The sequence below is a fragment of the Aeribacillus sp. FSL K6-3256 genome (genome assembly GCF_037965805.1).
GTDB classification, from domain to species: domain Bacteria; phylum Bacillota; class Bacilli; order Bacillales; family Aeribacillaceae; genus Aeribacillus; species Aeribacillus composti.
In genome coordinates, this window is sequence record NZ_CP150188.1 from 1,290,675 (window position 1) to 1,314,745 (window position 24,071).

Here is a 24,071-nt window from a genome sequence, read left to right on the forward strand (position 1 = left end):
CCAAAATCCTTCATTTTAGGAACTCAACGGAGAGCCCCTTCTTACAATTAGTCAAGAGTTTTTCGCAACTATTTGTTTCAGTGGATTTATTTAGGAGGCAGTGGTACCCCTTCCTCCTAAATAAATTTACGCATGCCTAATAGATCTAACGATTTTTGTTTTTTTTTCACTAGATCAAATATGTTATATTTTTCCTGAACAATTGCGAAGTTGCTGATGCGATTTCGTAATTGTACGTAAAAATGTGTGTATTAAGATGGAAGAGACACTTCAATAACTTATTCACACAAGCGATGGACGCAACTTTATGACATTTGTTATAAGGTTGCGTTTTGAATTTGTCGTAATATTCTACAAAATGATTGTTTCCAATGCGTCGTTGGCGTTAACGATTCCCTTTTCTTATCCACGATCTCATGGATTCAACATATTAAACCTGATCTTATAAGGTCCGTGAAGTAGGCCAGTTATTTCAATGCGAACCTATCGTTCTTTAGGCTGTCACGACCTTTTCTCCACTTCTACTAAAAAAATAGCAGCACAGACATTGGTCGAGGTCTGTGCTACTAATCTTAATATGTTTTTTTCGGGTTTCACATTGTTGAAGCCTCATTTGAGAGCAACAAGGATAAATACATGCTGAATCTCCTACTATTTGTTTTTTTATATAGTAAACTCCTTTTCTGGTGCACTTTAATCAATCGGGAAGCAGGCTGGATGGACGAAAATGGACAAGAAACATTCTGGGAATGTCGGTACAGTTTGGAAAAGATGTACTTATCGTTTGTTCCAACATTTGAAAATCGGCAGGAAGAATCGTTTAAAAAATAGCAGATGCGGAAAACTCAGTTCATCATTATCTTACGGTTCGTTTCAAAAGCAAAAATTTCCTGGGAAAAGCTTGAAAACTATAATCCAATTTTTCGGTTGATGGCGGTGCTTCTCATCGTCTGTCCATTGGTTGGCGAACAAATAAAAGTTTTGAACATCTGCCAGTTACAAACAGACAGAAAATAGTTTAGAAGAGATGTACTCACTGTTTTAAATAGCACAATCATATAAATCAAACTTTGAAAAAGGACAACAGTCTTTCACAGCGTAAAAAGCTGTGCTTTTTTGACGCAAAAAAATTTTTCCAGAAAGTATTGTCATTTTTTTCATAATAAAGTATGATTTATCTGTATTAAGAATTATAATACAGTTAATACAGATGTGGGGGCTGCGGGAAAATGCTTGATATAGATTTTCGAAGCCGAAAACCGATCTATGAACAGCTTGTCGATCAAATAAAAGAGATGATTGTAAGCGGAGTGCTGAAAGGGGGAGAACAACTTCCCTCCGTCAGAGTGCTTGCGCAGCAATTGACGGTGAATCCAAATACAATTCAAAAAGCTTACCGTGAGCTGGAGAGGATCGGATATATTTACTCGATTCAGGGAAAAGGAAATTTTGTTTCGGAGAAGATTGAGGCATCTAATCAGGAAGAGCTGAAAATGGTTAAAGAAAATTTGCAAAAATTAGCACAACAAGCATTATTTTTAGGGATGCAATCTGATGAGCTCCTGCAGATCATGGAGGAAATTATCAAAGATCATCAAGGGGGAAAAAGAGATGATTGAAGTCAAAAAGGTATATAAAACATTTCAAAATGCGACTGTGTTATCTAACATCGATTTACAAATTGAAAAAGGATCCATCTTCGGGCTTCTAGGTTCAAACGGCGCTGGAAAAACGACGCTGTTGAAGCTGATCGCAGGTTTGTATAAACAAGATAGGGGAGACATTTTAATTGATAAAAAACCTGTATTTGAAAATGAAGACATTAAGCAAAGATTCATATTCCTTACAGATATTCCTTATTTTTTCCCTCATTATACGATCAAACAGATGGCGAATTTTTATGAAAACATATATCCATCCTTCAGCAGAGAACGATTTCAAACATTGCAGGATGTATTTGATCTAGATCTTAAGCAAAAAATTTATCGCCTGTCAAAAGGAGTTCAGCGTCAAGTGGCATTTTGGCTCGCTTTTTCCGCAATGCCTGAACTGCTCATTTTAGACGAGCCGTTTGACGGTTTAGATCCGGTCATGAGGAAAAAAATGAAAAATATAATCATCCAAGATGTGGCAGCGAGAGAAATGACTGTGATCGTCTCTTCCCACAACTTGCAGGAAGTAGAGGATATAAGCGACCATATCGGCATTTTGCATAAAGGTGAACTGCTAATAAAACGGAATTTGGATGACCTAAAGTCGAATATACACAAAGTGCAAATTGCCTTTCAAGGAAGCGTTCCTTCGGAAATGCTGCAGCAGCTTCAAATTGTCTATCAGGAACAAAGAGGCAGCGTGCATTTATTCATTGTAAAAGGAAATGCTGATGAATTTTCCAGCTATATAAAAAGCTTTAAGCCTCTTTTATTCGATTTGCTCCCGCTTACATTGGAGGAAATTTTTATTTATGAAATGGGGGAAAAAGGATATGCAATCGAAAACATCCTTATTTAAAAAAGAGCTGTTAATTCAAAATTTCCGTTCTGTCGGGTGGGTAGGACTAGCGTTTTTGATCGGTCTAATTCTATCAGTACCGATGGAAATTGCGGTGTTGTTTTCCGGGAGAGAGAATTATAATGAAGAGAACATATATGAAAGTTTGTTTTCCATTGCACAAGAACTTCAATTATTCATGTTAATCGTGATACCTGTGCTTATGTCCATTTTTTTGTTTCGGTTCCTGCATGTAAAGCAATCCAGCGATTTTCTTCATAGTCTTCCGATTAATCGGAAAATGCTTTTTTGGCATCATTGGCTGACGGGTGTTGTGTTTTTAATCGTACCTGTCATGATTACTTCTCTAATATTGGCCGTTTTTATACAGGTGTTTGATTTGTCGAGCTATTTTCGTGATTTGAACCTTGTTAGATGGTTTTGTACTTATTTAGCATATACGCTATTATTGTTTTCTATCGGCACCTTCTCTGCCATGCTGACAGGAATTAGCACGATTCAAGCCATATTGACATTGATTATTTTATTGTTTCCTTTCGGGGTTTATCAACTTATAGTGTACAATTTGCAATACATTTTGTTTGGATTTCCGAGCGGCTATTATTTGAATAATAATCTTTGGATCGAATTTTTTTCACCGCTTACGAGGCTGATTTCCCTCGAATTCCAGCCTTTCTCTTGGTGGGAAATCGCCGTTTATTTATTGCTAGCAGCCTTGTTTTGCTGTATTTCCTTGCTTCTGTATACACGGCGGCCAGTCGAATATGTGTCACAAGCTGTTATTTACTGGAAGCTTAAACCGGTTTTTAAATATGGCGCCACTTTTTGTACGATGCTTCTCGGCGGAATGTATTTTGGCATTATTGACTATAGAGGAAGCTTATTATGGATTTGTACTGGATATGTAGTAGGTGCACTTATCGGTTACTTTATAGCTGAAATGATCTTGCAGCAGACGTGGCGAATCAAGCCTAAATTAAAAGGATTGTTTATTTATTTTATTGCAGTGATACTCATATTCATTTTGACCGGTTCTGGTGCGGGAGGATATGAGAAAAAGGTTCCGAGAGTTGCAGAAATACAGTCGGTATTTTTCAGCAACTTTTGGTACTTCGATGACAAGATGACTAATAGATTCATTTACAAGGAACCGAAAATAATCGAAGCAATTCAAAAGCTGCATACAGAAATCGTTGCCGAAAATAGATCCAAAGATGTTTCCGAACCTGAACCGTTGTTTATCGTCTATTATTTAAAAAATGGAAGCAAATCGATCCGCCAATATGAAGTTGATCGGAAATCGTTCGAACGATATTTGAAGGAGATTTATGAATCGAAGGAATATAAAAAAGCAACCTATGAAGTTCTAGACGTAAACGATCAAGATGTTGAACAAATAGTATTTCATTCTAACTATCCAAACTACTATGTTGAAAAAGTGGATATTGCCAATAATTCTGATCAACTAGCAAAAGCATTAAAAGCATTAAAAAATGACATCGCGAATCTTACATATGAAGATATGACCGATGAGAGAAAAGACTGGGGAGAAATTGAAATCATTCTAAAAAATAATAAGCAATTATTCATTCCATGGAAAAAAAGCTTTAAAGAGTTCGATGAGTGGATGAAGAATAACGGAACGGTTAAAAACGCAAGAGTGACAGCTGATGATGTCCAATATGTACTCATAACGGAGAATAACATCAATCACGATTTGGATTATAAAAATATGCTGAAAGAAATTGAACAAGATCCGCAAACGGTCAAAATTGTAGATAAACAGTTGATTGAGCAATGCTTGCAAGATGAAACAGAATCGACTTCAGGAAAAAATATTATGTTCATTGTTTATAAAAATGGAAATTATGAGGTTGGCAGCTTTGCTCATCCAGAAATAGCTGAATCGATCAAGAAACAGGCAAAAAAATAAAAAAGGATTGGAGAATTATGGATGATATAATATCCGCTCAAGAGAGCTTTCAAGACATCTATTGTATGTTTTATAAAAAAGTGTACCGGATTGCTTTTTCCATAACGAAAGATGTACATTTGGCAGAAGATGTATTGCAGGAAACATTTTTGAAATTTTATCAAAAGGCTGAACAAATTGAGGATATGGAAAAAATCTCTGGTTGGCTCGGTACAGTAGCAGCGAGAACTGCGATAGATTTTCTTCGGAAGGAACAGAAAACGCCGTGCCCCCTTGATGAATTATCTATCAGTCAAGGGGGCAATGTGGAACAAACAGCAGAATATGAATGGCTGAAAGAGACCATTTCTCAAGAAATTCGGAAACTAAAACCGAAATACCGCGAAATTTTAGAATTGAAATTGTATTATGATTTAAAAGAACAGGAATTAGCTCAACAGCTAAAGCTTTCGAAAGGAACAGTTAAAACTAGGCTTCACAGGGCAAGACGCACGCTGAAAGTGTCGTTGAAAGATGCGATGTAAAGTTCGGGTGCTCTTGCCCCTTTTTTACGTCTTTTCCCAGATTTTTGAAATCAGGGGAGAAGCTTATGAATTTTTCGCTTTTCGATATTGATACTGCTTCCATTGGAACCGGATAAAGCAGCCGATGCAAAATCCTAAAATCGCAATGAAAGCCGCTGAAAAAACTAAAATCGAAAAAATATATCCTAAAACATCAATATGAAAAGAAAATCCGATAAAAGCTAGCAGCAAGCATGTGCAGGCAATGATTTGATTGAATTGCTGATCAGATCTGTCTTCTAAATGATAGGACGAATGTGGTTTTCGTAAAAACGTTTTAGCGGCCGCCATAATCGGATTGACACCAAAAATGAGTCCAATCAAGCCAGCAATAAGCGGAATAAGAAGAAAAAGCGGCTCGTTTGTGATCCAAGTGATCAAAACAGACAAAACAATTGTCCATTGATTCGTTCTAACTAGAGGACGAGGGATGCCGTCCATGGAAATCCCACCTTTCCATATATGTTTTATGATATTTATATCATAAATGTGCAGGCATTGCATCTTTTTTGATTTTGATCAAGCCTCCATTCATATAATTATGTTACAATGGTTGGTAGATATTATGGAAATTAGGGGGATATGAAAATGTCAATCGGTTATGTAAATGGTCGCTTTGTTGACCTCAATGAACCGGTGATCCCGATTGATGAAAGAGGACACCAGTTTGGCGACGGAGTGTATGAGGTGATCCGCGTTTATAACAAAAAGCCGTTTATGCTGCGCGAGCATTTAGAGCGGTTACAGACAAGTGCTGAAGCGATTAAATTAAAACTCGATCAAACATTGGAGCAATATGAACAGCTGATAAAAGAAGCAATTGAAAAATCAGCATTAACAGATTGCGACGTCTATTTGCAAATTACGCGCGGAGTGGCCGTTCGAAATCATTTGTTTCCAGATGTTTCTGTTTCAACAACGATGACCGTAAGACCTGCAAAGCAATTGCCCCATCATTTGCGGGAGAACGGCGTTTCTGCTATATTCCATGACGATGAGCGGTGGGCCAATTGCTATATTAAATCGCTTAACTTATTGCCGAATATTTTAGCTAAACAAACCGCCCATGAAAAAGGAAGCTATGAAGCGATTTTAGTCCGTGATGAATATGTGACGGAAGGGTCGAGCTCCAACGTATTCATCGTCAAAAACGGAACAATTTATACGACGCCGCTATCAAAGCATATATTGTCAGGAATTACAAGAATGGCGGTAAAATCGATCATTGAAACAGAAGGTTTAACATTAGTAGAAGAAAAGTTTACGAAAGAGGATGTACTTGAAAGCGATGAAGTCTTCATTACGAGCACAACTTCTGAAATTTTACCAATCGTGACCGTAGACGGGCAAAAAATTGGCACGGGAAAACCGGGTGAGATCGCGACAACACTTTATCAAAAATTCCAAGAAAAAATCGCAAACGAATAACGAGCTTATTGATTGTAAAAGCCTGCAAGAAATCTTTCCTGCCAGGCTTTTTTTTATCATAAAAAACAGGGGGAAAACATGAATATTATTGATCTTCATTGTGATGCGCTGATGAAGCTGGCGAATGCTAAAGGAAAGCTGAAGTTTGCTAACGCCTCGTATTTGGATACGAATAAACAAAGATTGATCAAAGGTAAAATTAAGGTTCAATGCTTTGCCGTTTTTATCGATCAAAAAATAAAAACTGAATACAAATTCCAAGCGGCGCTTGAACAAATCGATCTGTTTTTTACAGAAGTGCTTGGAAACAATCCGGAAATGAAACAAATAAAGGATTGGTCTGATTTTTATAAGCTTGAGGAACATGAAATTGGGGCGATGCTGACTCTCGAAGGTGTTGATGCGATTGGCGGAGATCTCTACAAACTTCGACTTCTTTATCAGCTGGGAGTTCGATCGGTTGGATTGACATGGAATTATGCCAATCTGGCAGCTGATGGAGCACTTGAAGATCGAGGCGCTGGTGTAACAGCATTTGGCAAGGAAATCATAAAAGCAAACAATGAGCATCGCGTTTTCACTGATGTCTCCCATTTATGCGAGCGTGCGTTTTGGGATGTAATCGAGCTTGCGGATTATCCGATTGCGACCCATTCAAACGCCCGCGCCTTATGTGATCATCAGCGCAATTTAACCGATGAACAGGCAAGGGCAATGTTTCAAAAAGGCGGTACCATTCACATCGTGTACGCCCCCCAATTTTTAACAACTAATGATCAGGCAGCAATCAAAGATGTAATCAAACATATCGACCATTTTTGCATGCTAGGCGGAGTGAAACAAATCGGACTTGGCTCTGATTTTGACGGAATTGAGCAAAAAGTAATAGGATTGGAAAATGCGGCAAAAACACAAAACTTGATCAATGAACTGCTGAAATATTATAATGAGGACGAAGTGAAAGGATTTGCGTATCAAAATTTTCTCAATCATTTACCGAAATAGGTGCAAAAGCAAACTGTTAAGATTGCTTTTTTTTTGGGTTTAAATCCCCAAAAACATACTTGACTTATCGGAATTATAAACATTATAATAAAAAAAACGAACGATTAAAGGTGGTTAATTTTATGGAAAAAATGTACTATATTCCGAGCCAACAGGCATCGTTAGCTGCCACATTGCATATACCGAACTCTCCATCTAAAAACGGAAAATTTCCGGTTGTTGTTATTTGTCACGGTTTTATAGGAAGCCGAATAGGTGTCAACCGATTGTTCGTCAAAGCAGCCAACCATTTTGCTTCGCTCGGATTTGCCGTTTTGCGGTTTGATTACGAAGGCTGCGGCGAAAGCAGCGGTATTTACGGAACTTATGGCCTCGATCGCTTTATTGAACAAACGATTCATGTCATCGATTTTGTTGAAAAGCTTCCTTTCATCGACAAACATGAATTATATTTGCTTGGCCATAGTTTAGGAGGAGCAGTGGCGACACTCACAGCTGTACGGGATGACCGCGTGAAGAATTTGGCGATTTGGGGAGCGGTCGGTCGGCCATTTGAAGATATAGCGGCCATAGTTGGAAAGGAAGGCTTAGAAGAAGCAGAATCAAGCCAATATGTTGATTATGAAGGCTATTCCTTAACGAAAACATTTTTCCGCTCGCTTGAACAGTACACACCTTTACAAGAGGCAAAATCGTTTACAGGTGACGTATTCGTTGCCCACGGAACAGAAGATGAAGTCATTTCTCCTTCTTATGCTTGCCTGTATGAAAAAAGCTTCAAAAAAAGGGCTAACAGCGTTGAAAAATCACTCATTATCGGCGGAAACCATACATTTTCGTCTATTTGTCATTCAACCGAATTGTTTCAACAAACAGGAGAATGGCTTGAACGGCAAAGAAAGTTAAACGATGATCGAAAAAAAAAGATTATTTAATGAAAGAGTTTCTAAACGAAAAAGAAGGTTGACCGGACAGCTCGGTCAACCTTCTTTTTTTAATAATAAGGAGAAATCAAGATGTATACAAGAACACCAGTAAATGAGACGTATAGCCAAATCGGCATCGCCCAGCGAACTATTTTCCGGTGTTTTTCTACCTGTCTTGACATTCCCCAGAAAAAGGCAAACAATGCAAGCGGAACAATGACGGCTGCTAATATACTATGGGAAGTAAGAATAAATAAATAAAATGTTTTCATAAATCCTTCACCGCCATAACGGGTCGGTTCAGATTGCAAAAAATGATAGGTTAAATAAGAAATACAAAATAAGGTGGTCGTTGTAAACGCTGCGATGATAAAGTTCCGGTGTACTTTGATATTTTTCTTTTTAATTGCATAAAGAGCAGCGAGCAGAAAGACGAACGTAAAGCTGTTAAAAATCGCATTAAGTCTTGGGAAAATCGTCAAATCAAAATGGACTTCGCCTCGATATCCGAGTGGAGAGAAAAATAACAGTAAAATAACGGCATTTATAATAACTGAGAGTGTCACAACAATGCCGGTGTAATTTTTTTTGTTGTGAGGCTGTTCATAGTTTTGAATGGAGTCCATTTTTTTCCTCCTAACATAAATTTTCTCATTGTATATTTTATCATTTTAAAATGGATTTAAAAGTGACAAAGTGGTGAAAATCGAAATTTTGACAAATCTCTACTTAAATTTTAGAAAAATTTTGATAAAATGGAAATAAAGAAAAAATAGTTCTTTTGGAGGGGATGAGGATGTACAAAAAAATATTAGTTCCTATGGATGGATCTGCCCATTCTACACGCGCGCTTGAACATGCTGTAAAACTTGCCAAAACAGTTGGGTCTGAAAAAATCACGATTTTGCATGTCAATAATTTAAGATTTACAGAGCAGTATTATTTTGTTGATATTTCCAAATTAATTGATGAAGAGAACGAAGCGATTTTAAAACCAGCGATTGAATTCCTTACTGAAAGCAACGTCCCGCATGAAACACATATTTTCCAAGGAGAGCCAGCAACAATTATTACGGATTATGCAAAAGAACATGACTATTCCATCATTGTAATGGGGAGTGCAGGAAAAGGCGCGCTTAAAGCAACGTTGTTGGGAAGCGTCAGCCGAAAAGTAGCTCAAGAGGCTCACTGTCCAGTCTTAATCATTAAATAAAAATAAGAAATTTGTCCATTTTAGTTTACATACGAGCTAAAATGGGCTTTTTTTGTTTGCTATAAAGTGAAAGGGAGAAATTGTTCAAAGCTTTTGATTATTACTGGATAGGATGAAATGAAGAGGGGATGGGCACTGCAGAGAATAACAATATGCCTTAAATTACAGCAGAAGCTGTTTTGGGAATAATTTACAATTGCTGTGGCAAGAAAGGCGGTTTGCGGCATGCACTGCCCATGAATAACAGCAGTATAAACGTATTTGTGCATTAAATGAAAAACGTAGAGCAACGACGTCTGGTTTATAAGCAATCAACTTTCTGCAAGGAAAAGCAAATCAATTGCTCTATTGTGTACATCAATCGGCACCAGCTGTTACGACTTGACAAAAGAAAGGGACCCAAAATGCTGACCTTTTTGGATCCCTGCTTTTATGGCCAAAAATGAGTGCAAACGTTAAAATACTGGAACATCTTTTTATGGGAATCGCTTTAAAATCCCTTTTCCTTTTCACACATTTCCACTGCAAAGCTTCTTTAGCAGGACAGATCATTTTTTTCATTAAAATAGGCATCAAACGTTTCAGCTTTCAAAATTTCTGTTGAACGTTTCCATAGATTTGGGAAGCGGATCGCATTCAACACTATAAGAATAGGCATTGTATGCATTTAATATTTCGGTCGCCAACTGCATGTGACGAGGATTTCATTTTTTTGATATCTCTGATACAGTTACAAACTCATAACCTTGTTGTTTTAAATATGGCAAGATTAGCTTCAATGCCTCTACTGTGGATGAATGAATATCGTGCATTAAAATGATGGAACCGTTTTTTGTCTTGGCTTGAACGATTTTAAGTACTTTTTTTGGGTCATCCGTTTTCCAATCTAATGTATCTACAGTCCATAGAATGATAGGCTTTTCAATAGCTGATCTGACCTTTTGATTAACAGCCCCATATGGAGGGCGGACGCAATTCGCTTTTAAGCCCGATGCCTTGAAAATTTCTTGATCGGTCATATTTATTTCTTCAAGTATTTTCTCTTTTTTTAAAGTTGTAAAATCTTTATGGCTAAAGCTGTGGTTGCAAATTTCATGTCCTTCCGAACCTATTCTTTTTACAATATTAGGATAAAAATTAACTCTTTGACCAATCACAAAAAAAGTGGCTTTTGCATGATACGATTTTAATAAATCCAAAATTTCTGTTGTATATTTTGGGTGAGGTCCGTCATCAAATGTTAGAGCAACTATTTTTTTGCTTTTGATCGGCTCGTCTTTTTGGATAGGAGGTTTTTTCGGCAATGGTTCTGCTTTTTTTGGTTTGTTTTCTTCCATCCATAATCGCTTCCGCCACTCCTCTGTCAATAACTCTTTTCCTTTCGTTAAAGGAATGGAAATTTCAGGACTTTCAGCACCTTCTGTTACTTCATTGCTATGAAACTTGAAAACAATGAATTTGTTTGTCAAATAAATATTGGAAAAATCGTTATATGGGTGATTGAGCCACTTGTTAAGCTTCTTTTTGCTAAAGCTTTTTTTATATTTTTTTGATTGAAGAAACTGGTCCGTCAATTGAACATGCAGCTTTTCTTTTGTTTTTTCATCGATTTCAAGAATGTCTTGGCTGTTTATAAAACGTTCTGCTGCCAAATCGACTATGAAGATTTTAAAGTCTTTACTTTCTTTTTCCCCATCTGAATGGCTTTCTGAAGTAAAAACAAAAGAATAGACGCTGTCTGTGACCGGATAGAGGCGAAAAGTCAGAGAAAAATTCGACGGATCTTTAAACAAGCGCCATTTTTGGGATTGAATTTGTTCGTGAAACCGTCTTTTCTCTTCTTTGACGTAAGACTGGATGGATGCATTCAGTTTGCTGCTTTGAAATCTCGGATAGTGTATGGCGGAATGGAATTCTTTTTTATCCTCAATATCTGAAATTAAGTCAACTCCATCATATTGCGATTTTTCTATTTGTTTGCTTCCATTTGCTGGGACAGACTGTACCCTTAATGTTTTGTAATAAAAAGACATTAAAAAAATGAAAATGATCGAAATGAAAACGATGCCGCTTATTTTCCATACAAACGATTTCACTAATGTTCACTGCCTTCTTTAAATAAATGCCGTATGTAAAATGTCAACGAATATAGAGTACTATCAGGATGAAAAGATGTCAAAGCCGTTTTCCATTTTTAATAAATTTTTTTAAAATTGGCTTTTATATCCATCCATTTCTACGATCCTTGTGAAATTCGAAATATCATCATAAATATATTGTTTCAGTCCGTTTTCTTGAGCTTGATTCATGTACTTGATGATTCTTTATCTTCTTGTCATTTCATTCTTGCTTCGGTTTGGATATGCGCTTCACCAATCTTTTTTTGAAAGCTTCGTAAAGAGGTATGGATCTATTTTAAATGTTAGTTGTCGTTCGAAACCTTTATCTCAACCTGTTTCGTGACGATCTAGCGGTGAATAAAGAAGCCGAGAGAATGCGTAAAATATTTATCAAATATTCAAGATGTTGAATGGTCGATTTGCTGCTAGCAGAGCCGTTGTAATGTTCATTTCATAAATAAATTTTTTGTTGCTAAACGAAAGCTTCCCTATTTTTTTTAAGTAAATGATGATTTATTCCATTCTAGAAGTTTCCAACTAATATATTTAGACGCTCTTTCTTTAATATATGGTTCAGTCTGCTGAGAAAATTCACCTGAATTTGCATAATATGGATTACGACTAAGTATCGTTTGTAATGTCAATCGCCAAAGGAGTGTCATATACTGACTTTCATGTTTTTCTTCCTCCGGCGGACTTATGTAGCAGTTTTGTGGAACATTGCACATTGGGGTGTCGGAAGCCGCATAGCGAATTTTAATAGCGTTTTTTACTGTATTCTGAAAATAGATCAGTTGGGGATAAGCGGTTTTTACTTCGGGACTCCAGCCTACAAAAGGTTTTATGTTCAGCTGGAGAAGGGAGATTATATATGAATTTTTTAATTTTCAGAATTGGTAAGCAAGTTTCTTTACATTTTTTTTCGATTGCGCTTACAATGAAATTATAAACATTTTTTGCAAAGGAGGAGTTAAGATGTACGATGTGATTATTGTTGGTGCCGGTCCTGCGGGGGCAAGTGCTGCGTTGTTTACGGCGAAGGCTGGAAAGAAAACATTAGTTTTAGATCACGATAAATCAATGACGAAAAGGGCATGGATCGAAAACCACTATGGTGTTTTAGAAATTACAGGTCCTGATTTAATCGATATTGGGAAAAAACAGGCGGAAAAGTTTGGAGCAGAAATAAAAAACGAGCAAGTGGAAACAATTGAAACAAAACAGGATGGACACGTCGTCAAAACCGATGGCGGTTCGTATGAAGCGAAGCATGTCATTTTAGCGACAGGAGTATTGACGGATTTAGCCGAGAAAATTGGATTAAAAACAAAAGACGGAACAGAGCCTCGCATCAAAACAATATTTGATGTGGATTCAAATGGAAAAACAAATATTGACGGAATTTGGGCAGCAGGTACAGCTGCTGGCGTAAGTGTACATACAATCATTACCGCAGGTGACGGTGCAAAAGTGGCCATCAATGTCATCAGCGAGCTGAATGGCGAACGGTACGTCGATCATGATATATTGAAAAATTAATTTCAAAAAAGACAGGACATTCATTTGTCTTGTCTTTTTTTATGATTTAAAACTCGAATATAGGTGTAAGTCCAAAATCTGTAAATTGTTGAAACTTTATACCAATAGGAAATTGTTGTGGAAAAATATCTCTTGTGCAGGGAGTTTCTAAAAGAACAAAGTACAGTGTATTCAGCAAAATGTTTCCAAAAGACATATGTAAACGCCGAACCTTTGCTGGAATATTTATGAATAATATGAAAAGATTTTTTAATGAATTCTAGATTAGAAGATGTTAGGGTAATAGAGAGCGAAAAAAAGGAGGTAGGATTTATGAAGAAAATAAAAAAATTCATCTTCTCCTCATTTATTGCTCTTGCTGCCATTGTTTTCACCGGACAAGGAAGTGAGGCAAGCGCTGCCTATTCGGTGAAAGAAGGAGATACACTCTGGAAAATTGGTCTAAAATACGGGGTTTCAGTTCAAAAACTAAAATCCGTTAACAATAAAACAACTGATGAACTATATGTTGGAGAAGAGTTGACTATTCCGCCAACTATCTCAGCAAGTGAAAAAGATTTATTGGCTAGATTAGTAGAAGCAGAAGCAAAAGGAGAACCATACGAAGGAAAAGTTGCGGTTGCCACTGTTGTACTAAATCGCGTAGACAGCCCTTTATATCCTGATACAATTACAGAGGTTATTTATCAAGATCGCCAATTTACTCCTGTAGCAAATGGAGAGATTAACAAGCCTGCAAGTGAGGAATCCAAAAGAGCAGTAAATGAAGCTTTGGCATTCCACGGTTTAGGTCAAGGCTCCCTGTATTTTTATAATCCGAAAAAGACGGACGACCAATGGGTTCGAACTAAAAACACAACAATTGTGATAGGCGATCACGTCTTTGCGAAATAAGGAAGCTGCTGCTTATCAGCAGCTTCCTTATTTTTTATTCCAGCACAATCGTTCCTAATGAAAAAAATCGAATCAAGCAAGGACGATGGATTAAAATATTTTTCATCCCGTCATACTTTTTTGCCATGAGATGCATATTTTTAAAAAATTGTCATTGTCAAAAACTATTTGTGTCGTATCAAAACACCTTCCGATGGCAATTCTATAATTGGGAGGTGACATGCGATGGCACAAGACGTTTTATGTGAAGTAAACAACTGCAAATATTGGGCGGATGGAAATAGATGTTCAGCTGATTCCATTTATGTTGTCAGCCATTCGGGGAAAACCGCCAAAGATCAAAAGGAAACGGATTGTAAAACATTTGAACCGGAAACTGTCTAAATAATGGAGAGGGCCGAATTCCATTTCGGCTCTCTTTTATTATTGATAATGATTTTCAATTTTATTCACGTTTATTGGAAAATAGATTAAAAAAATGATCATACATGTTTGTTTAATTCCGCAATCATGGAGGAAAGCTGTTGAACAGCGAATTGAAGGTTGGAACGGTAAATCGATAAAATCATTTCTCCGTAACGATCTCCAGGAACCGCCCACTTTCCATTTAATTCTTTCCAAGTGGTAGCTGATCCGCGCTTCACATAATGAAATCTTGGATCTACAAGCGGCTCATCACCTGGAAGAGGCTTTGTTGTCGCATAAGCAAACAAGTGCTGCAAATGAGCGAGAACTCCTTCTCTTGATGTGGAGAAGCTTGCTCCTCGGACATTCGGGCCTGTCGCTCCAATTCCGGCAAAATTGTTTTGGCTGCGGTCGACAACCCCGGTGAAGCGAAAATAGTTCGTCTCATGAATGGCTTGTGCGTAAGCGATATCACCGCGTATTCCGTATAGTTTGCTTAATTGGATATATAAATCGCCCAGTTGAGGTGCATCTGGATTCGTATTTTTTACGAACTGATCCAACAATGTTCCCGATAAAAGCGGTTCTCCTAAAATAGAAATGTCTTCTGTGGCGGATGCTTGCGGCTCTGATGTAGACAGCAAGCTGGCTAGTTGATTTTGCCTTGGCGGATTTGCTCGCTGCTCTTCGGGAGTTAAAATAAAAGCATCTTTATAGCCCAGCTGCACAAGTTTTGCCAACTGCTCCTTCGCATTTTCCAAATGTTGAAAAGCCCCTGCTTGAACACGGTAAAAACTTGTGCCGTTAACATTAGCAGGTGAAATAAAACTGTCCACGTTTTTTCCCTTCAGTTCCTTTACGCGTTGTTCTGCATTTTTACGCTCTTTGAAGGAACCGGCAATCACTTTGTAAAGCGTGTTGTTTGAAACAGGAGCCGACGGTTTTGTCGACGGCTTTTTTGTTGTGCTTGCCTTTCTCTTTAAATTAAGGGCTTTTCCTATTCCTTCCGCCACACTGACGGCAAAATCACTTATAAAAGCAGAAGAGGTTAACAATTTGATATCGTTAGGATTATCGATAAATAATGTTTCCAATAGAACCGCGGGCATTTTCGTTTCTCTCAACACAAAAAAATTGGCGCTTTTTTTTCCGCGGTCCTGTACGTTATATTTTGGCCCGATTACGCTCATAATATGATTATGAATGATGGAACGGTATTGAATCGTTTTATTGGATGCACCGCGGTTGTAAATATAGCTTTCAAATCCTGTTCCGCCCCCTGAATTGACATGGATGGAGCAGAAAAAATCGACATTTAGTCTGTTTGCCAAACTCGTTCTTTCTTCTAAACTGACAGTGCGATCGTTCGTTCGTGTCATCACGACATCTACTTGAAAGTTTTCTAGCAAATGGTCTCTGGCCATTAAGGCAATAGTCAGCGTAAAGTCTTCTTCTTCATAGCTTCTAAATGTTGCACCAGGATCACTTCCACCGTGGCCTGGGTCTAAAAGAACGACTGTCACTTATGGATCCTCCTTCGTTCCTAAAATCAATTACCCATCCATTAAAATTTTATTCATTTTTACGGCAATCGGTTCAAATCAACACGGTTGAATTGAAAACCTTATAAAAAGTCCAATATAAAACTTGACATAGCATTTTCACATTTTTTCTACCAGAACGGATTTGAATGATGTATAATTACATTCGTCGACAATTTCATTCAAAAGCAAACAGGTGCGGACACTTTTGTCCGCTTAAAAGGGAAGTTTGGTGAAAATCCAACGCGGTCCCGCCACTGTGAATGGGAGCAACCTGAAAATGCCACTGTGTCTACGGGAAGGTTCAGGGAGCGATGACCATGAGCCAGGAGACCTGCCTGTTTGAACACGCCTAAAAACCCTACGAGGATAGGGAGGTGTTTGAAAACAGAACAAAGCGATATGCTTGTTTTCAGACATCTTCTTATCAAAAAAAGAAGATGTTTTTTTATTGGAGGAGGAACGTCATGAAAAAGTTTTCTGCACTGTTTTTATCGTTATTGCTTTTAGTTGGACTTCTAGTGGGCTGCGGACAAACGAATAATGCAGAACAAAAAGAAAATAACAGCAACGCGAGCGAACAAACATCCAAATTATTCCCAGTTACAGTGAAGGACGCATTAGGTGAAGATGTAACAATCAAGGAAAAACCGAAGCGTATTGTTTCACTTATTCCAAGCAATACAGAAATTGTTTACACACTAGGGTTAGGCGATCAAATTGTTGGGGTAACAGAATTGGACAACTATCCGGAAGAAGTGAAAAACAAGGAAAAAGTCGGTGATATGAATTTCAACGTGGAAAAAATCATTTCTTTGAAGCCTGATCTTGTTTTAGCGCATGCTTCAAGCGCTGCAAATGCCAAAGAAGGATTAAACCAATTGAAAGAAGCCGGCATTACCGTATTTGTTGTTGAGAATGCAACATCGTTTGAACAAGTGTATCAAACTATTCAGACGATCGGGAAAATTACCGGAACGAAAGAAAAAGCAGATGAAATCGTTCAAAATATGAAAACAAAAGTAAATGAATTAAAAGAAAAAGCGAAAAATATAACAGATGACGAAAAGCAAAAAGTGTTTGTCGAAATCAGTGCTCCGCCTCAGCTGTATACAACAGGAAAAGGAACGTTTATGGATGAAATGCTTGCCATCATCAATGCGGAAAATGCAGCGGGCGATCAGGAAGGATGGCCGCAAATAACGGAAGAGGCGGTAGTGAAATTAAATCCTGATACCATCATCATCACCTATGGAAATTATGTTGAAAACGCAACTGAACAAGTTCTTGGCCGCAAGGGATGGGAAAATGTTACAGCCATTAAAGAAAAGCGTGTTTATGAAGTGAATGAAGATTTAGTGAGCCGTCCAGGTCCAAGATTGGTAGAAGGAGTAGAAGAACTTGCAAAAGCGGTTTACCCGGATGTATTCGAATAATAAACACGTGGTCGCCTATATGGTGACCGTTTGTTTTCTTGTTTTTTCTATTTTTCTTGGTGTTTCCATCGGGACGTTTCCAATATCATTTTTTGATATTTTGCAAATGATTGGGGACGCCCTTTTTCACATGGGCGGAAATGGCAGCGTTGATGAAAACACGCAAAATATCGTCATGAGTATCCGTTTGCCGCGCGTTATTTTGGCTGGCCTTGTCGGCGCTTCGCTAGCTCTGGCAGGGGCATCCTTTCAAGGACTTTTGCAAAATCCTTTGGCAGATCCTTATACGCTCGGCGTATCTTCTGGTGCATCATTAGGAGCTGTTTTTGTTCTTTTTTTCGGGATTCACATTCCGTTTTTCGGATTTTTTACATTGCCGGTAGCCAGTATTTTAACCGGATTCATGACGATAATTTTTGTGATTTTTTTCGCAGGAATGATTGATAAAGCGATGAGGATTGAAACGATCGTGTTGACGGGAATCATCATGAGCTCCTTTTTAGGGGCTTTGATTTCTTTTATGATCGCGATGTCCGGTGAGGAATTGAGGCAAATCGTCAACTGGCTTCTAGGCAGCGTATCGATGCGCGGCTGGGTATATGTTATGATGCTTTTGCCTTTTTTCGTCGTCGGCTCTTTATTGATTTTAGCCAACGGAACAGAGCTGAACGCGCTCGCCTTCGGAGAAGAAAAAGCGCATCAATTGGGGGTAAACGTGAAAAAGAGGAAATTATTGATCTTGACATCAGCCTCCATTTTAGCTGGTGCAGCCGTCGCGATAAGCGGAACGATCGGATTTGTAGGGCTTGTCGTTCCTCATTTGAACAGGCTGCTTTGGGGAAATGATTACCGGCATCTTCTTCCCCTATCCGCTTTATTTGGGGCTGGCTTTTTAATTTTAGCAGACTTGGTATCGAGAACAATTATGTCGCCAACCGAACTTCCTATCGGTGTCATTACTGCATTGATTGGTGCACCAAGCTTCGCGTTTATTTTAATGAAACAACGAATGGAAAGAAGAGGGTAGCAGCATGTTGCAGATCAAAAATATTGCCGGCGGATATCAACGGCGGAATATTATTGAAAATCTTTCTTTTATTGTAGAGAAGGGAGAAATGTTTGGCATTTTAGGACCGAATGGAAGCGGAAAAACGACGCTGTTAAAAATGATCGGCGGACTCATCCCTGTAAGAAGCGGCACAATTGAACTGGAGGGAAAACCGCTTCAAGCTTATTCCGCGAAACAGCTGGCACGTAAAATTGCCTCACTTCCGCAAAACAATACGCAAATGTTTGACTATACAGTTTGGGAGACGGTAGCGCTCGGCAGGTATCCGTTTCAGCGCGGATTTTTAAAACGGTTGACGTACGAAGATGAACAAGTAATCCAACAAGTTATGGAATTTACAAACGTAACCAAATTGAAGCATCTATCGATCAAGCATTTAAGCGGGGGTGAGAAACAAAGAGTGTTTTTAGCTCAAGCACTCGCACAAAACCCATCTTTGCTTTTGCTTGATGAACCGACCAATCATCTTGATATTACCTATCAAAAAATGCTGCTTGACCAATTAAAAAAATGGACAAAGTCACATGGATTGACAGTAGTGTCTATTTTTCATGATATTAATTTAGCTAGTCTTTATTGTGACAAAATGCTTCTCTTAAAAAACGGCCAGTCCGTTCTGATTGATGATCCAAATGCGGTATTAAATGAAAAAACAATTCATCATGTATACGACGTTTCAGCGATTAAACAATCCCATCCAGAAATAGCACGCCCCCAAATGATGCTGTCGCCTGAGCATAAGCATGATGAAAAAAAAGTTTTTACGAAAGGGGATGTTATTCAGACAAAGGAGCTTATTTATGTAAAAGCGGCATCTCCGCTTAAAACGCTTTCATCCGCAGTTGTCGGAGGCGGGTTTGGCTGGCATCGTCACTTTGTCAACCGGCATGTATCAACAGACGATCATGTTTCTGGCAGCCAAACGGAGATGATAAATTTTTTGCTGGACAATGGTTTCAGCCCGAATGAAACAATCGGGATGCTGACGAGTTCTTATGTAGAAGACGGGGTTGTGGAAGAATGGGAAGAAGAGGGCATTTCGATAATTATCGTCGTTACAGCTTCTATATCACATGGTGCAGATGCATCCAAAAACATGGAAAAGCACGAACACGTTAGAGCAATCAACACTTGGATGTTCATAAACGGGCATTTATCTGACCAAGCCTTTATCGAGGGCATGGTGACCGCCACAGAAGCGAAAACGAAGGCTCTTTTTGATGAAGGAATCATCGATTCTGCCACCGGTTCGAGCGCAGCTGAAGCTTCAATGGATAGTGTGCTGCTGGCCGCAACACAAACGGGAAGCCTTCATCATCATGCCGGAACGGGCGCTACTCTCGGAAAGTTGATAGCCAAAGGGGTATATGAGAGCACGGTCAAAGCGATTCAAAATAACAAGCAGAGATGGACAATAAATGATTGATCATCCATTGCTCTTCTCTTAACCGCGATGAATAACATGTCCATTTATTTGGCAAAGCAGCCGCTTTTTTAACAGCCCTTGAACAACGTCATAGCGAAGAAAATAAATGACACGGGGCAGCGTGATAGAAATAGATATTCTTATGGTGGCTGTGCCGGCTTATTTTTTCGACCGTTTCCATGAAGATCTATTCCGTTTAAAAATAACCGGCTTCTTGAAGGTTTAAAGGAGTGAAAAAATTTGTGTTTACATTTATAACGGGCGGCGTAAGAAGTGGAAAAAGTTCATGGGCAGAACGTTACGTATTGAAACAGAGGAAAAAGGGCAGCCGGTTTGTGTACATTGCCACTTCTCAACCTACGGACGAAGAAATGAAACATAGAATTTTCCTTCATCAAAAGAGAAGAGAACAAAGTGATGTCGATTGGCTGGCAATAGAACAGCCGACGGATATTGGCAAGCTCAGTAAGCCACTCACATCCAATGATCTCGTCTTGCTTGATTGCCTGACAACCCTTTTGACCAACGAGCTGTTTAAAAAGAATGAGGACTGGGTTGAAGATCCGCTTTATCGTCGGTTTGTGTTTGAAAAAATATGGAACGAACTCATGCTGTTCACTAAGTGCGCTCAATTTGTTCTTGTTTCCAATGAAGTCTGCTGGGAAGGGGCTTTGCGGTCAAAGCTTGTGTATCATTATATCCGTCTGCTCGGACATCTTCACCAACGGATAGTCGAGCGTGCAGATTTAGCGATCAGGATGGAATTCGGCGTTCCGATCGCAATGAAAGGAGAACTGGAATGAAATCGCTGAAAATGATGGTTTACGGATTTTTCTTCTCTGTTCAGTTTTTCACGATCATTCCGGTTCGGCGGGAATTTCCGGTTGATGAAAAACGGCTGAAAATTGCGGTACTAAGTTTGCCGGTTCTTGGGCTGCTCATCGGCTGTTTAGGGAGCCTCCTATTATTTTTATTAAAATCGTGGACTCCATTATCTGATGTGGCTGTTACTTTTTTTCTTTTCTTTTATTTTATCGCGATCACCGGAGGAATTCATTTGGACGGCTTTACAGATACGCTGGATGCGTATTTTTCCTATCGAGACAAAGAAAAAAGGCTTGAGATCATGAAAGATCCACGGGTTGGCACGTTTGGCGTTTTGTCTCTTATTTTTCTTCTTTCTTTTCGCTTTTTATTCATCTTTGAAACAACAGCTGGAAATTTGGACATTTTATTTGTAATGCTGATCCCGTTTTTTTCCCGTTTAATCTCCTGTCTGTTAATGATATTAGGACCGGGGATGGCAAAACAAGAAGGATTAGGCTACTTATTTTCTAACGCACTGTCGAAAAAAGACGTCATTGTTTTGATTGTTTATCTTTTATTGCTGTTATTCATTTTTCATCATTATACCCCGTTGTTGCTAATGTTGACCGTTTCCGCTTTTTTTCTGTATTTAGTTTTGAAACGTTTTTTTCTGCGGGCGTTCGGCGGTCTGACAGGAGATGCTATCGGAGCAGCCATTGAAGGAAGTGAAACAGTTTTATGGATGATGCTGTGGTTGTTACACTTATTCGCCATGGATTAACGGAAGCAAATATGCAAAAGCGGTATATTGGTTGGACGGACGAACCGCTCTCTCATGAAGGAAAAAAAGCATTGCAAAGTTTAGCATTTCCTTCCGAACCTGATCTTTTATTTACAAGTGATTTGCGTCGAGCGGCTGAAACTGCCCGGATTATTTATCCGAACAAACCGTATGCAGTATTAAAAGAACTGCGTGAAATAAATTTTGGCGAATGGGAAATGAAATGCTACCAAGAATTGAAAGATGATGATCGTTACAGAAATTGGCTGCGTGAATTTTGGCGATTTCCTCCCCCAAATGGTGAAGCATATGAGGTGTTTTCGAAAAGAGTTAAAAAGGGATGGGAGAAAATCATTAAGCATTTTTCTTCGAAGGAAGTCGTTCACATTGCTGTTATTACTCATGGCGGAGTGATTCGCGAGCTTCTTTATCGATACAGCTTTAGCCGGAAATCTTATTTGGAATGGCAAATAAAGCACGGCGCATTTTATTGTTTAACAGGAAAACGATCAGATGTAAGGAGAGGAAAAAGATGCATGTGGTTGTCGGGGGAGCCTTCAACGGGAAAAGAAAATGGGTGAAAAAATTTTATGCCTTGGACGATACCGCCTCCTATCAATGGTTTTGCGGATATGATGAACAGATACATATTGCTGATCTTTTCCATACAAAACAATTTGAAAAAATAGCAATCATCGAAGGAATCGAACAGTATATCTTTCAGATTATGAATCAATTTGCAGAATGGCGGAACTATTGGGATATGATGGTCGAGGCATGGCGTGGATGGGAAAAAGAAGGGAAGGGGACAATCGTCGTCATCGGCAATGATATAACAAAAGGAATTGTACCGGTTGACCAACAAGAAAGACTTTGGAGAGATGCATGCGGTTTTTGCTTTCAAGATTTAGTCAAAAAAGCTGATCGCTTTGACATTATCTGGTACGGATTGAACGAAAGGCTGAAGTAAAACCGCTCTGAACGCGCCATCCTGAATTTAGTAGTGAAAGTTCTTTGAACATATATTTTTTAGGAAAAGCATACGTTTTTGCTTATCATCTTACTGCTTCAACTTCACGTGACCGTTAGATCGCACATCTTTAATTCAAAAAAAGGAGATTTTTTATCATGCGGGATGTGATTTTTCTGCCTAATGTCAGCGATGAGTATCTTGTCATTGCGGCTGATAATTCTGCTGGAGTAGGGGAAAAAGATTTCGATGTCGTACAGGTCGATTACGAGACCGTTGCATATTTTGGATTGCGTGTTGCTTTATCAGAATGTTTAGCAGTAGGCGCAACACCGATTGCGCTTGTAATCCAAAATTTTATCGGTGATGAAGAATGGGATCGGTTAAAAAAAGGCTGCTGCAAAATTTTTTCAGAATGTGACATGGAGCCGATCCCGATAACGGGCAGTACAGAAAGCAATTTTTCTATGGTTCAATCCGCAGTTGGAATTATCGTCATCGGGAAAGTGAAAAAAGATGAAATGAAGATAAAAAGAACGACCAAAGATGCAAAATTTGCTTGCATTGGCAGACCGCTTGTAGGGGAAGAGGTCATCAAGAATAAGGAGGAAATCGCTCCGCTTTCCCTTATTCAGAAACTTTTAGACCATAAATCTGTGTATGAAATCGTTCCCGTCGGCTCCAAAGGAATTCAATTCGAATGGAATGAATTATGTCAAGAAAATGGACTCAATCACTCAATGATTGTTTCAAAAAAAATTGATATAAAAAAATCAGCTGGACCTGCGACATGTTTTTTGCTCTCTTATGATCCAGCAGGGGAAAAGGAAATTGCAGCCATTGCAGGCAGGCATTTTTATCGTTTGTATACAGGTGATTAAAAACATACTAAGATAAGTAGCACAGACCACGGCCATGGTCTGTGCTACTATTTTTTATAGTAGAAGTGGAGAATAGGTCGTGACAGCCCCAGAACCTTAAGTTCGTAATGAAAAACTGGCCTACTTCACTGCCCTTATAAGAATCAGTTTCAGTATGTTGGATCTTTGAGATCGTGTATAAGAAAAGGGAATCGTTAAGGTGAAGTGAAGACTTCTACATAAAAATCGGGAGGAATGTGATATAAGGCGTTTTCAATCAGGCACATTGTTTTACAAAGATAAAATCAATAAGCGTGGCAACAGTCATCTGCGCAAAATCCTTTATTTTACGATTCAAAATATGATCCGCCAACGACGCTTTGGACACAATCATTTTGTAGAATACTACGACAAATTAAAAACGCAACCCTATAACAAATGTCATAAAGTTGCGTTCATCGCATGTGTGAATAAGTTATTGAAGTGCCTCTTCCACCTTATTACACACAATTTAACTTACAATTACGAAATCGCTTCAGTATCTTCGTAATTGTATAGGAAAAGTATAACATATTTGATCTAGCGAAAAAAAAGCAAAAATCGTTAGGTCTATTTGACATGCGAAAATCTTTTTTTGGCGGAGG

The 24,071-nt window shown here is 38.6% G+C and carries 23 protein-coding genes, 2 pseudogenes and 1 riboswitch; of the genes and pseudogenes, 20 read left to right on the top strand and 5 right to left on the bottom strand.

Annotated elements, in window-relative coordinates; genetic code table 11:
• Window positions 1-169: 169 nt before the first annotated feature.
• Window positions 170-385: pseudogene (locus tag NSQ84_RS06280) on the bottom strand (hypothetical protein); the annotation flags it as partial.
• An 844-nt stretch (window positions 386-1,229) separates the two neighbouring features.
• Here NSQ84_RS06280 and NSQ84_RS06285 point away from each other — a divergent pair.
• The 4 genes from NSQ84_RS06285 to NSQ84_RS06300 are packed head-to-tail and all read left to right on the top strand — an operon-like array spanning window position 1,230 to window position 4,968.
• Window positions 1,230-1,619, top strand: a complete 390-nt coding sequence (locus NSQ84_RS06285) for a GntR family transcriptional regulator (RefSeq protein ID WP_063389422.1) — start codon at window positions 1,230-1,232, stop codon at window positions 1,617-1,619.
• Entirely contained in the window at window positions 1,612-2,511 is a 900-nt protein-coding gene (locus tag NSQ84_RS06290; protein ID WP_063389421.1) for an ATP-binding cassette domain-containing protein, read from the top strand. Before NSQ84_RS06285 ends, NSQ84_RS06290 begins: the two co-directional genes overlap by 8 nt.
• A complete protein-coding gene (locus NSQ84_RS06295) occupies window positions 2,486-4,444 on the top strand; it encodes a DUF6449 domain-containing protein (protein ID WP_153028133.1) in 1,959 nt (652 codons plus the stop codon). The genes NSQ84_RS06290 and NSQ84_RS06295 overlap by 26 nt, the downstream gene beginning before the upstream one ends.
• A gap of 17 nt (window positions 4,445-4,461) precedes the next feature.
• Window positions 4,462-4,968: a sigma-70 family RNA polymerase sigma factor gene (locus NSQ84_RS06300; protein WP_063389419.1), complete on the top strand. Its 507-nt coding sequence runs from the start codon at window positions 4,462-4,464 to the stop codon at window positions 4,966-4,968.
• A 63-nt stretch (window positions 4,969-5,031) separates the two neighbouring features.
• Here the strand turns inward: NSQ84_RS06300 and NSQ84_RS06305 are convergent, their stop codons facing one another.
• Window positions 5,032-5,448: a DUF4395 domain-containing protein gene (locus NSQ84_RS06305; RefSeq protein ID WP_063389418.1), complete on the bottom strand. Its 417-nt coding sequence runs from the start codon at window positions 5,446-5,448 to the stop codon at window positions 5,032-5,034.
• A gap of 147 nt (window positions 5,449-5,595) precedes the next feature.
• Here NSQ84_RS06305 and dat point away from each other — a divergent pair, with 147 nt between their 5' ends.
• The 3 genes from dat (at window position 5,596) to NSQ84_RS06320 (ending at window position 8,375) form a co-directional block, all read left to right on the top strand.
• Window positions 5,596-6,435 carry a D-amino-acid transaminase gene (dat, locus tag NSQ84_RS06310; RefSeq protein ID WP_063389417.1) on the top strand — a complete coding sequence of 280 codons (840 nt, stop codon included), beginning with the start codon at window positions 5,596-5,598 and terminating at the stop codon, window positions 6,433-6,435.
• Between the two features lie 78 nt (window positions 6,436-6,513).
• Window positions 6,514-7,440, top strand: a complete 927-nt coding sequence (locus NSQ84_RS06315) for a dipeptidase (RefSeq protein ID WP_130156951.1) — start codon at window positions 6,514-6,516, stop codon at window positions 7,438-7,440.
• A gap of 122 nt (window positions 7,441-7,562) precedes the next feature.
• Window positions 7,563-8,375, top strand: a complete 813-nt coding sequence (locus tag NSQ84_RS06320; protein WP_339212417.1) for an alpha/beta fold hydrolase — start codon at window positions 7,563-7,565, stop codon at window positions 8,373-8,375.
• A 59-nt stretch (window positions 8,376-8,434) separates the two neighbouring features.
• On the opposite strand, the gene NSQ84_RS06325 is transcribed toward NSQ84_RS06320, so the two are convergent.
• On the bottom strand, window positions 8,435-8,992 hold the full coding sequence (locus NSQ84_RS06325; protein ID WP_063389414.1) for a DUF420 domain-containing protein: 558 nt from the start codon (window positions 8,990-8,992) through the stop codon (window positions 8,435-8,437).
• Window positions 8,993-9,162: 170 nt separating this feature from the next.
• On the opposite strand from NSQ84_RS06325, the gene NSQ84_RS06330 reads away from it, so the two are divergent.
• Window positions 9,163-9,579, top strand: a complete 417-nt coding sequence (locus tag NSQ84_RS06330) for a universal stress protein (RefSeq protein ID WP_063389413.1) — start codon at window positions 9,163-9,165, stop codon at window positions 9,577-9,579.
• 704 nt (window positions 9,580-10,283) lie between these two features.
• Here the strand turns inward: NSQ84_RS06330 and NSQ84_RS06335 are convergent.
• Window positions 10,284-11,675, bottom strand: coding sequence for a polysaccharide deacetylase family protein (locus NSQ84_RS06335; RefSeq protein ID WP_094245495.1), 1,392 nt, complete (start codon window positions 11,673-11,675; stop codon window positions 10,284-10,286).
• 999 nt (window positions 11,676-12,674) lie between these two features.
• On the opposite strand from NSQ84_RS06335, the gene NSQ84_RS06340 reads away from it, so the two are divergent.
• From NSQ84_RS06340 to NSQ84_RS06350, 3 genes are all read left to right on the top strand, one after another.
• Window positions 12,675-13,238, top strand: a complete 564-nt coding sequence (locus NSQ84_RS06340; RefSeq protein ID WP_063389410.1) for an FAD-dependent oxidoreductase — start codon at window positions 12,675-12,677, stop codon at window positions 13,236-13,238.
• Between the two features lie 312 nt (window positions 13,239-13,550).
• Window positions 13,551-14,132, top strand: coding sequence for a cell wall hydrolase (locus NSQ84_RS06345; RefSeq protein ID WP_063389409.1), 582 nt, complete (start codon window positions 13,551-13,553; stop codon window positions 14,130-14,132).
• A gap of 225 nt (window positions 14,133-14,357) precedes the next feature.
• Window positions 14,358-14,516, top strand: coding sequence for a DUF1540 domain-containing protein (locus tag NSQ84_RS06350; RefSeq protein ID WP_130156947.1), 159 nt, complete (start codon window positions 14,358-14,360; stop codon window positions 14,514-14,516).
• Window positions 14,517-14,614: 98 nt separating this feature from the next.
• Here NSQ84_RS06350 and NSQ84_RS06355 read toward each other — a convergent pair whose 3' ends face one another.
• Window positions 14,615-16,060, bottom strand: a complete 1,446-nt coding sequence (locus tag NSQ84_RS06355; RefSeq protein WP_327873734.1) for an N-acetylmuramoyl-L-alanine amidase — start codon at window positions 16,058-16,060, stop codon at window positions 14,615-14,617.
• Between the two features lie 195 nt (window positions 16,061-16,255).
• A riboswitch (cobalamin riboswitch) is annotated at window positions 16,256-16,435 on the top strand.
• A 110-nt stretch (window positions 16,436-16,545) separates the two neighbouring features.
• On the opposite strand from NSQ84_RS06355, the gene NSQ84_RS06360 reads away from it, so the two are divergent.
• The 9 genes and pseudogenes from NSQ84_RS06360 to NSQ84_RS06400 form a co-directional block, all read left to right on the top strand.
• Window positions 16,546-17,514, top strand: a complete 969-nt coding sequence (locus tag NSQ84_RS06360; RefSeq protein WP_327873733.1) for an ABC transporter substrate-binding protein — start codon at window positions 16,546-16,548, stop codon at window positions 17,512-17,514.
• Entirely contained in the window at window positions 17,480-18,541 is a 1,062-nt protein-coding gene (locus NSQ84_RS06365; protein WP_144598461.1) for an iron ABC transporter permease, read from the top strand. Before NSQ84_RS06360 ends, NSQ84_RS06365 begins: the two co-directional genes overlap by 35 nt.
• A 4-nt stretch (window positions 18,542-18,545) precedes the next feature.
• On the top strand, window positions 18,546-20,009 hold the full coding sequence (locus tag NSQ84_RS06370; protein ID WP_327873732.1) for an adenosylcobinamide amidohydrolase: 1,464 nt from the start codon (window positions 18,546-18,548) through the stop codon (window positions 20,007-20,009).
• 230 nt (window positions 20,010-20,239) lie between these two features.
• On the top strand, window positions 20,240-20,812 hold the full coding sequence (locus tag NSQ84_RS06375) for a bifunctional adenosylcobinamide kinase/adenosylcobinamide-phosphate guanylyltransferase (RefSeq protein ID WP_327873731.1): 573 nt from the start codon (window positions 20,240-20,242) through the stop codon (window positions 20,810-20,812).
• Window positions 20,809-21,597 carry an adenosylcobinamide-GDP ribazoletransferase gene (gene cobS / locus NSQ84_RS06380; RefSeq protein ID WP_144598464.1) on the top strand — a complete coding sequence of 263 codons (789 nt, stop codon included), beginning with the start codon at window positions 20,809-20,811 and terminating at the stop codon, window positions 21,595-21,597. The genes NSQ84_RS06375 and cobS overlap by 4 nt, the downstream gene beginning before the upstream one ends.
• On the top strand, window positions 21,555-22,178 hold the full coding sequence (locus NSQ84_RS06385) for a histidine phosphatase family protein (RefSeq protein WP_327873730.1): 624 nt from the start codon (window positions 21,555-21,557) through the stop codon (window positions 22,176-22,178). The genes cobS and NSQ84_RS06385 overlap by 43 nt, the downstream gene beginning before the upstream one ends.
• A complete protein-coding gene (locus NSQ84_RS06390) occupies window positions 22,130-22,567 on the top strand; it encodes a bifunctional adenosylcobinamide kinase/adenosylcobinamide-phosphate guanylyltransferase (RefSeq protein WP_327873729.1) in 438 nt (145 codons plus the stop codon). Before NSQ84_RS06385 ends, NSQ84_RS06390 begins: the two co-directional genes overlap by 49 nt.
• 158 nt (window positions 22,568-22,725) lie before the next feature.
• Window positions 22,726-23,448, top strand: coding sequence for an AIR synthase related protein (locus NSQ84_RS06395; RefSeq protein WP_327873728.1), 723 nt, complete (start codon window positions 22,726-22,728; stop codon window positions 23,446-23,448).
• 238 nt (window positions 23,449-23,686) lie between these two features.
• Window positions 23,687-23,977: pseudogene (locus NSQ84_RS06400) on the top strand (transposase); the annotation flags it as partial.
• Window positions 23,978-24,071: the final 94 nt, after the last annotated feature.

What these genes read in the sequence shown, in the direction of transcription:
- NSQ84_RS06285 (WP_063389422.1), top strand. Translation starts at nt 1,230, where the DNA reads ATGCTTGATATAGATTTTCGAAGCCGAAAACCGATCTATGAACAGCTT.
- NSQ84_RS06290 (WP_063389421.1), top strand. Translation starts at nt 1,612, where the DNA reads ATGATTGAAGTCAAAAAGGTATATAAAACATTTCAAAATGCGACTGTG.
- NSQ84_RS06295 (WP_153028133.1), top strand. Translation starts at nt 2,486, where the DNA reads ATGCAATCGAAAACATCCTTATTTAAAAAAGAGCTGTTAATTCAAAAT.
- NSQ84_RS06300 (WP_063389419.1), top strand. Translation starts at nt 4,462, where the DNA reads ATGGATGATATAATATCCGCTCAAGAGAGCTTTCAAGACATCTATTGT.
- NSQ84_RS06305 (WP_063389418.1), bottom strand. Translation starts at nt 5,448, where the DNA reads ATGGACGGCATCCCTCGTCCTCTAGTTAGAACGAATCAATGGACAATT.
- dat (WP_063389417.1), top strand. Translation starts at nt 5,596, where the DNA reads ATGTCAATCGGTTATGTAAATGGTCGCTTTGTTGACCTCAATGAACCG.
- NSQ84_RS06315 (WP_130156951.1), top strand. Translation starts at nt 6,514, where the DNA reads ATGAATATTATTGATCTTCATTGTGATGCGCTGATGAAGCTGGCGAAT.
- NSQ84_RS06320 (WP_339212417.1), top strand. Translation starts at nt 7,563, where the DNA reads ATGGAAAAAATGTACTATATTCCGAGCCAACAGGCATCGTTAGCTGCC.
- NSQ84_RS06325 (WP_063389414.1), bottom strand. Translation starts at nt 8,992, where the DNA reads ATGGACTCCATTCAAAACTATGAACAGCCTCACAACAAAAAAAATTAC.
- NSQ84_RS06330 (WP_063389413.1), top strand. Translation starts at nt 9,163, where the DNA reads ATGTACAAAAAAATATTAGTTCCTATGGATGGATCTGCCCATTCTACA.
- NSQ84_RS06340 (WP_063389410.1), top strand. Translation starts at nt 12,675, where the DNA reads ATGTACGATGTGATTATTGTTGGTGCCGGTCCTGCGGGGGCAAGTGCT.
- NSQ84_RS06345 (WP_063389409.1), top strand. Translation starts at nt 13,551, where the DNA reads ATGAAGAAAATAAAAAAATTCATCTTCTCCTCATTTATTGCTCTTGCT.
- NSQ84_RS06350 (WP_130156947.1), top strand. Translation starts at nt 14,358, where the DNA reads ATGGCACAAGACGTTTTATGTGAAGTAAACAACTGCAAATATTGGGCG.
- NSQ84_RS06360 (WP_327873733.1), top strand. Translation starts at nt 16,546, where the DNA reads ATGAAAAAGTTTTCTGCACTGTTTTTATCGTTATTGCTTTTAGTTGGA.
- NSQ84_RS06370 (WP_327873732.1), top strand. Translation starts at nt 18,546, where the DNA reads ATGTTGCAGATCAAAAATATTGCCGGCGGATATCAACGGCGGAATATT.
- cobS (WP_144598464.1), top strand. Translation starts at nt 20,809, where the DNA reads ATGAAATCGCTGAAAATGATGGTTTACGGATTTTTCTTCTCTGTTCAG.
- NSQ84_RS06385 (WP_327873730.1), top strand. Translation starts at nt 21,555, where the DNA reads ATGGATGATGCTGTGGTTGTTACACTTATTCGCCATGGATTAACGGAA.
- NSQ84_RS06390 (WP_327873729.1), top strand. Translation starts at nt 22,130, where the DNA reads ATGCATGTGGTTGTCGGGGGAGCCTTCAACGGGAAAAGAAAATGGGTG.
- NSQ84_RS06395 (WP_327873728.1), top strand. Translation starts at nt 22,726, where the DNA reads ATGCGGGATGTGATTTTTCTGCCTAATGTCAGCGATGAGTATCTTGTC.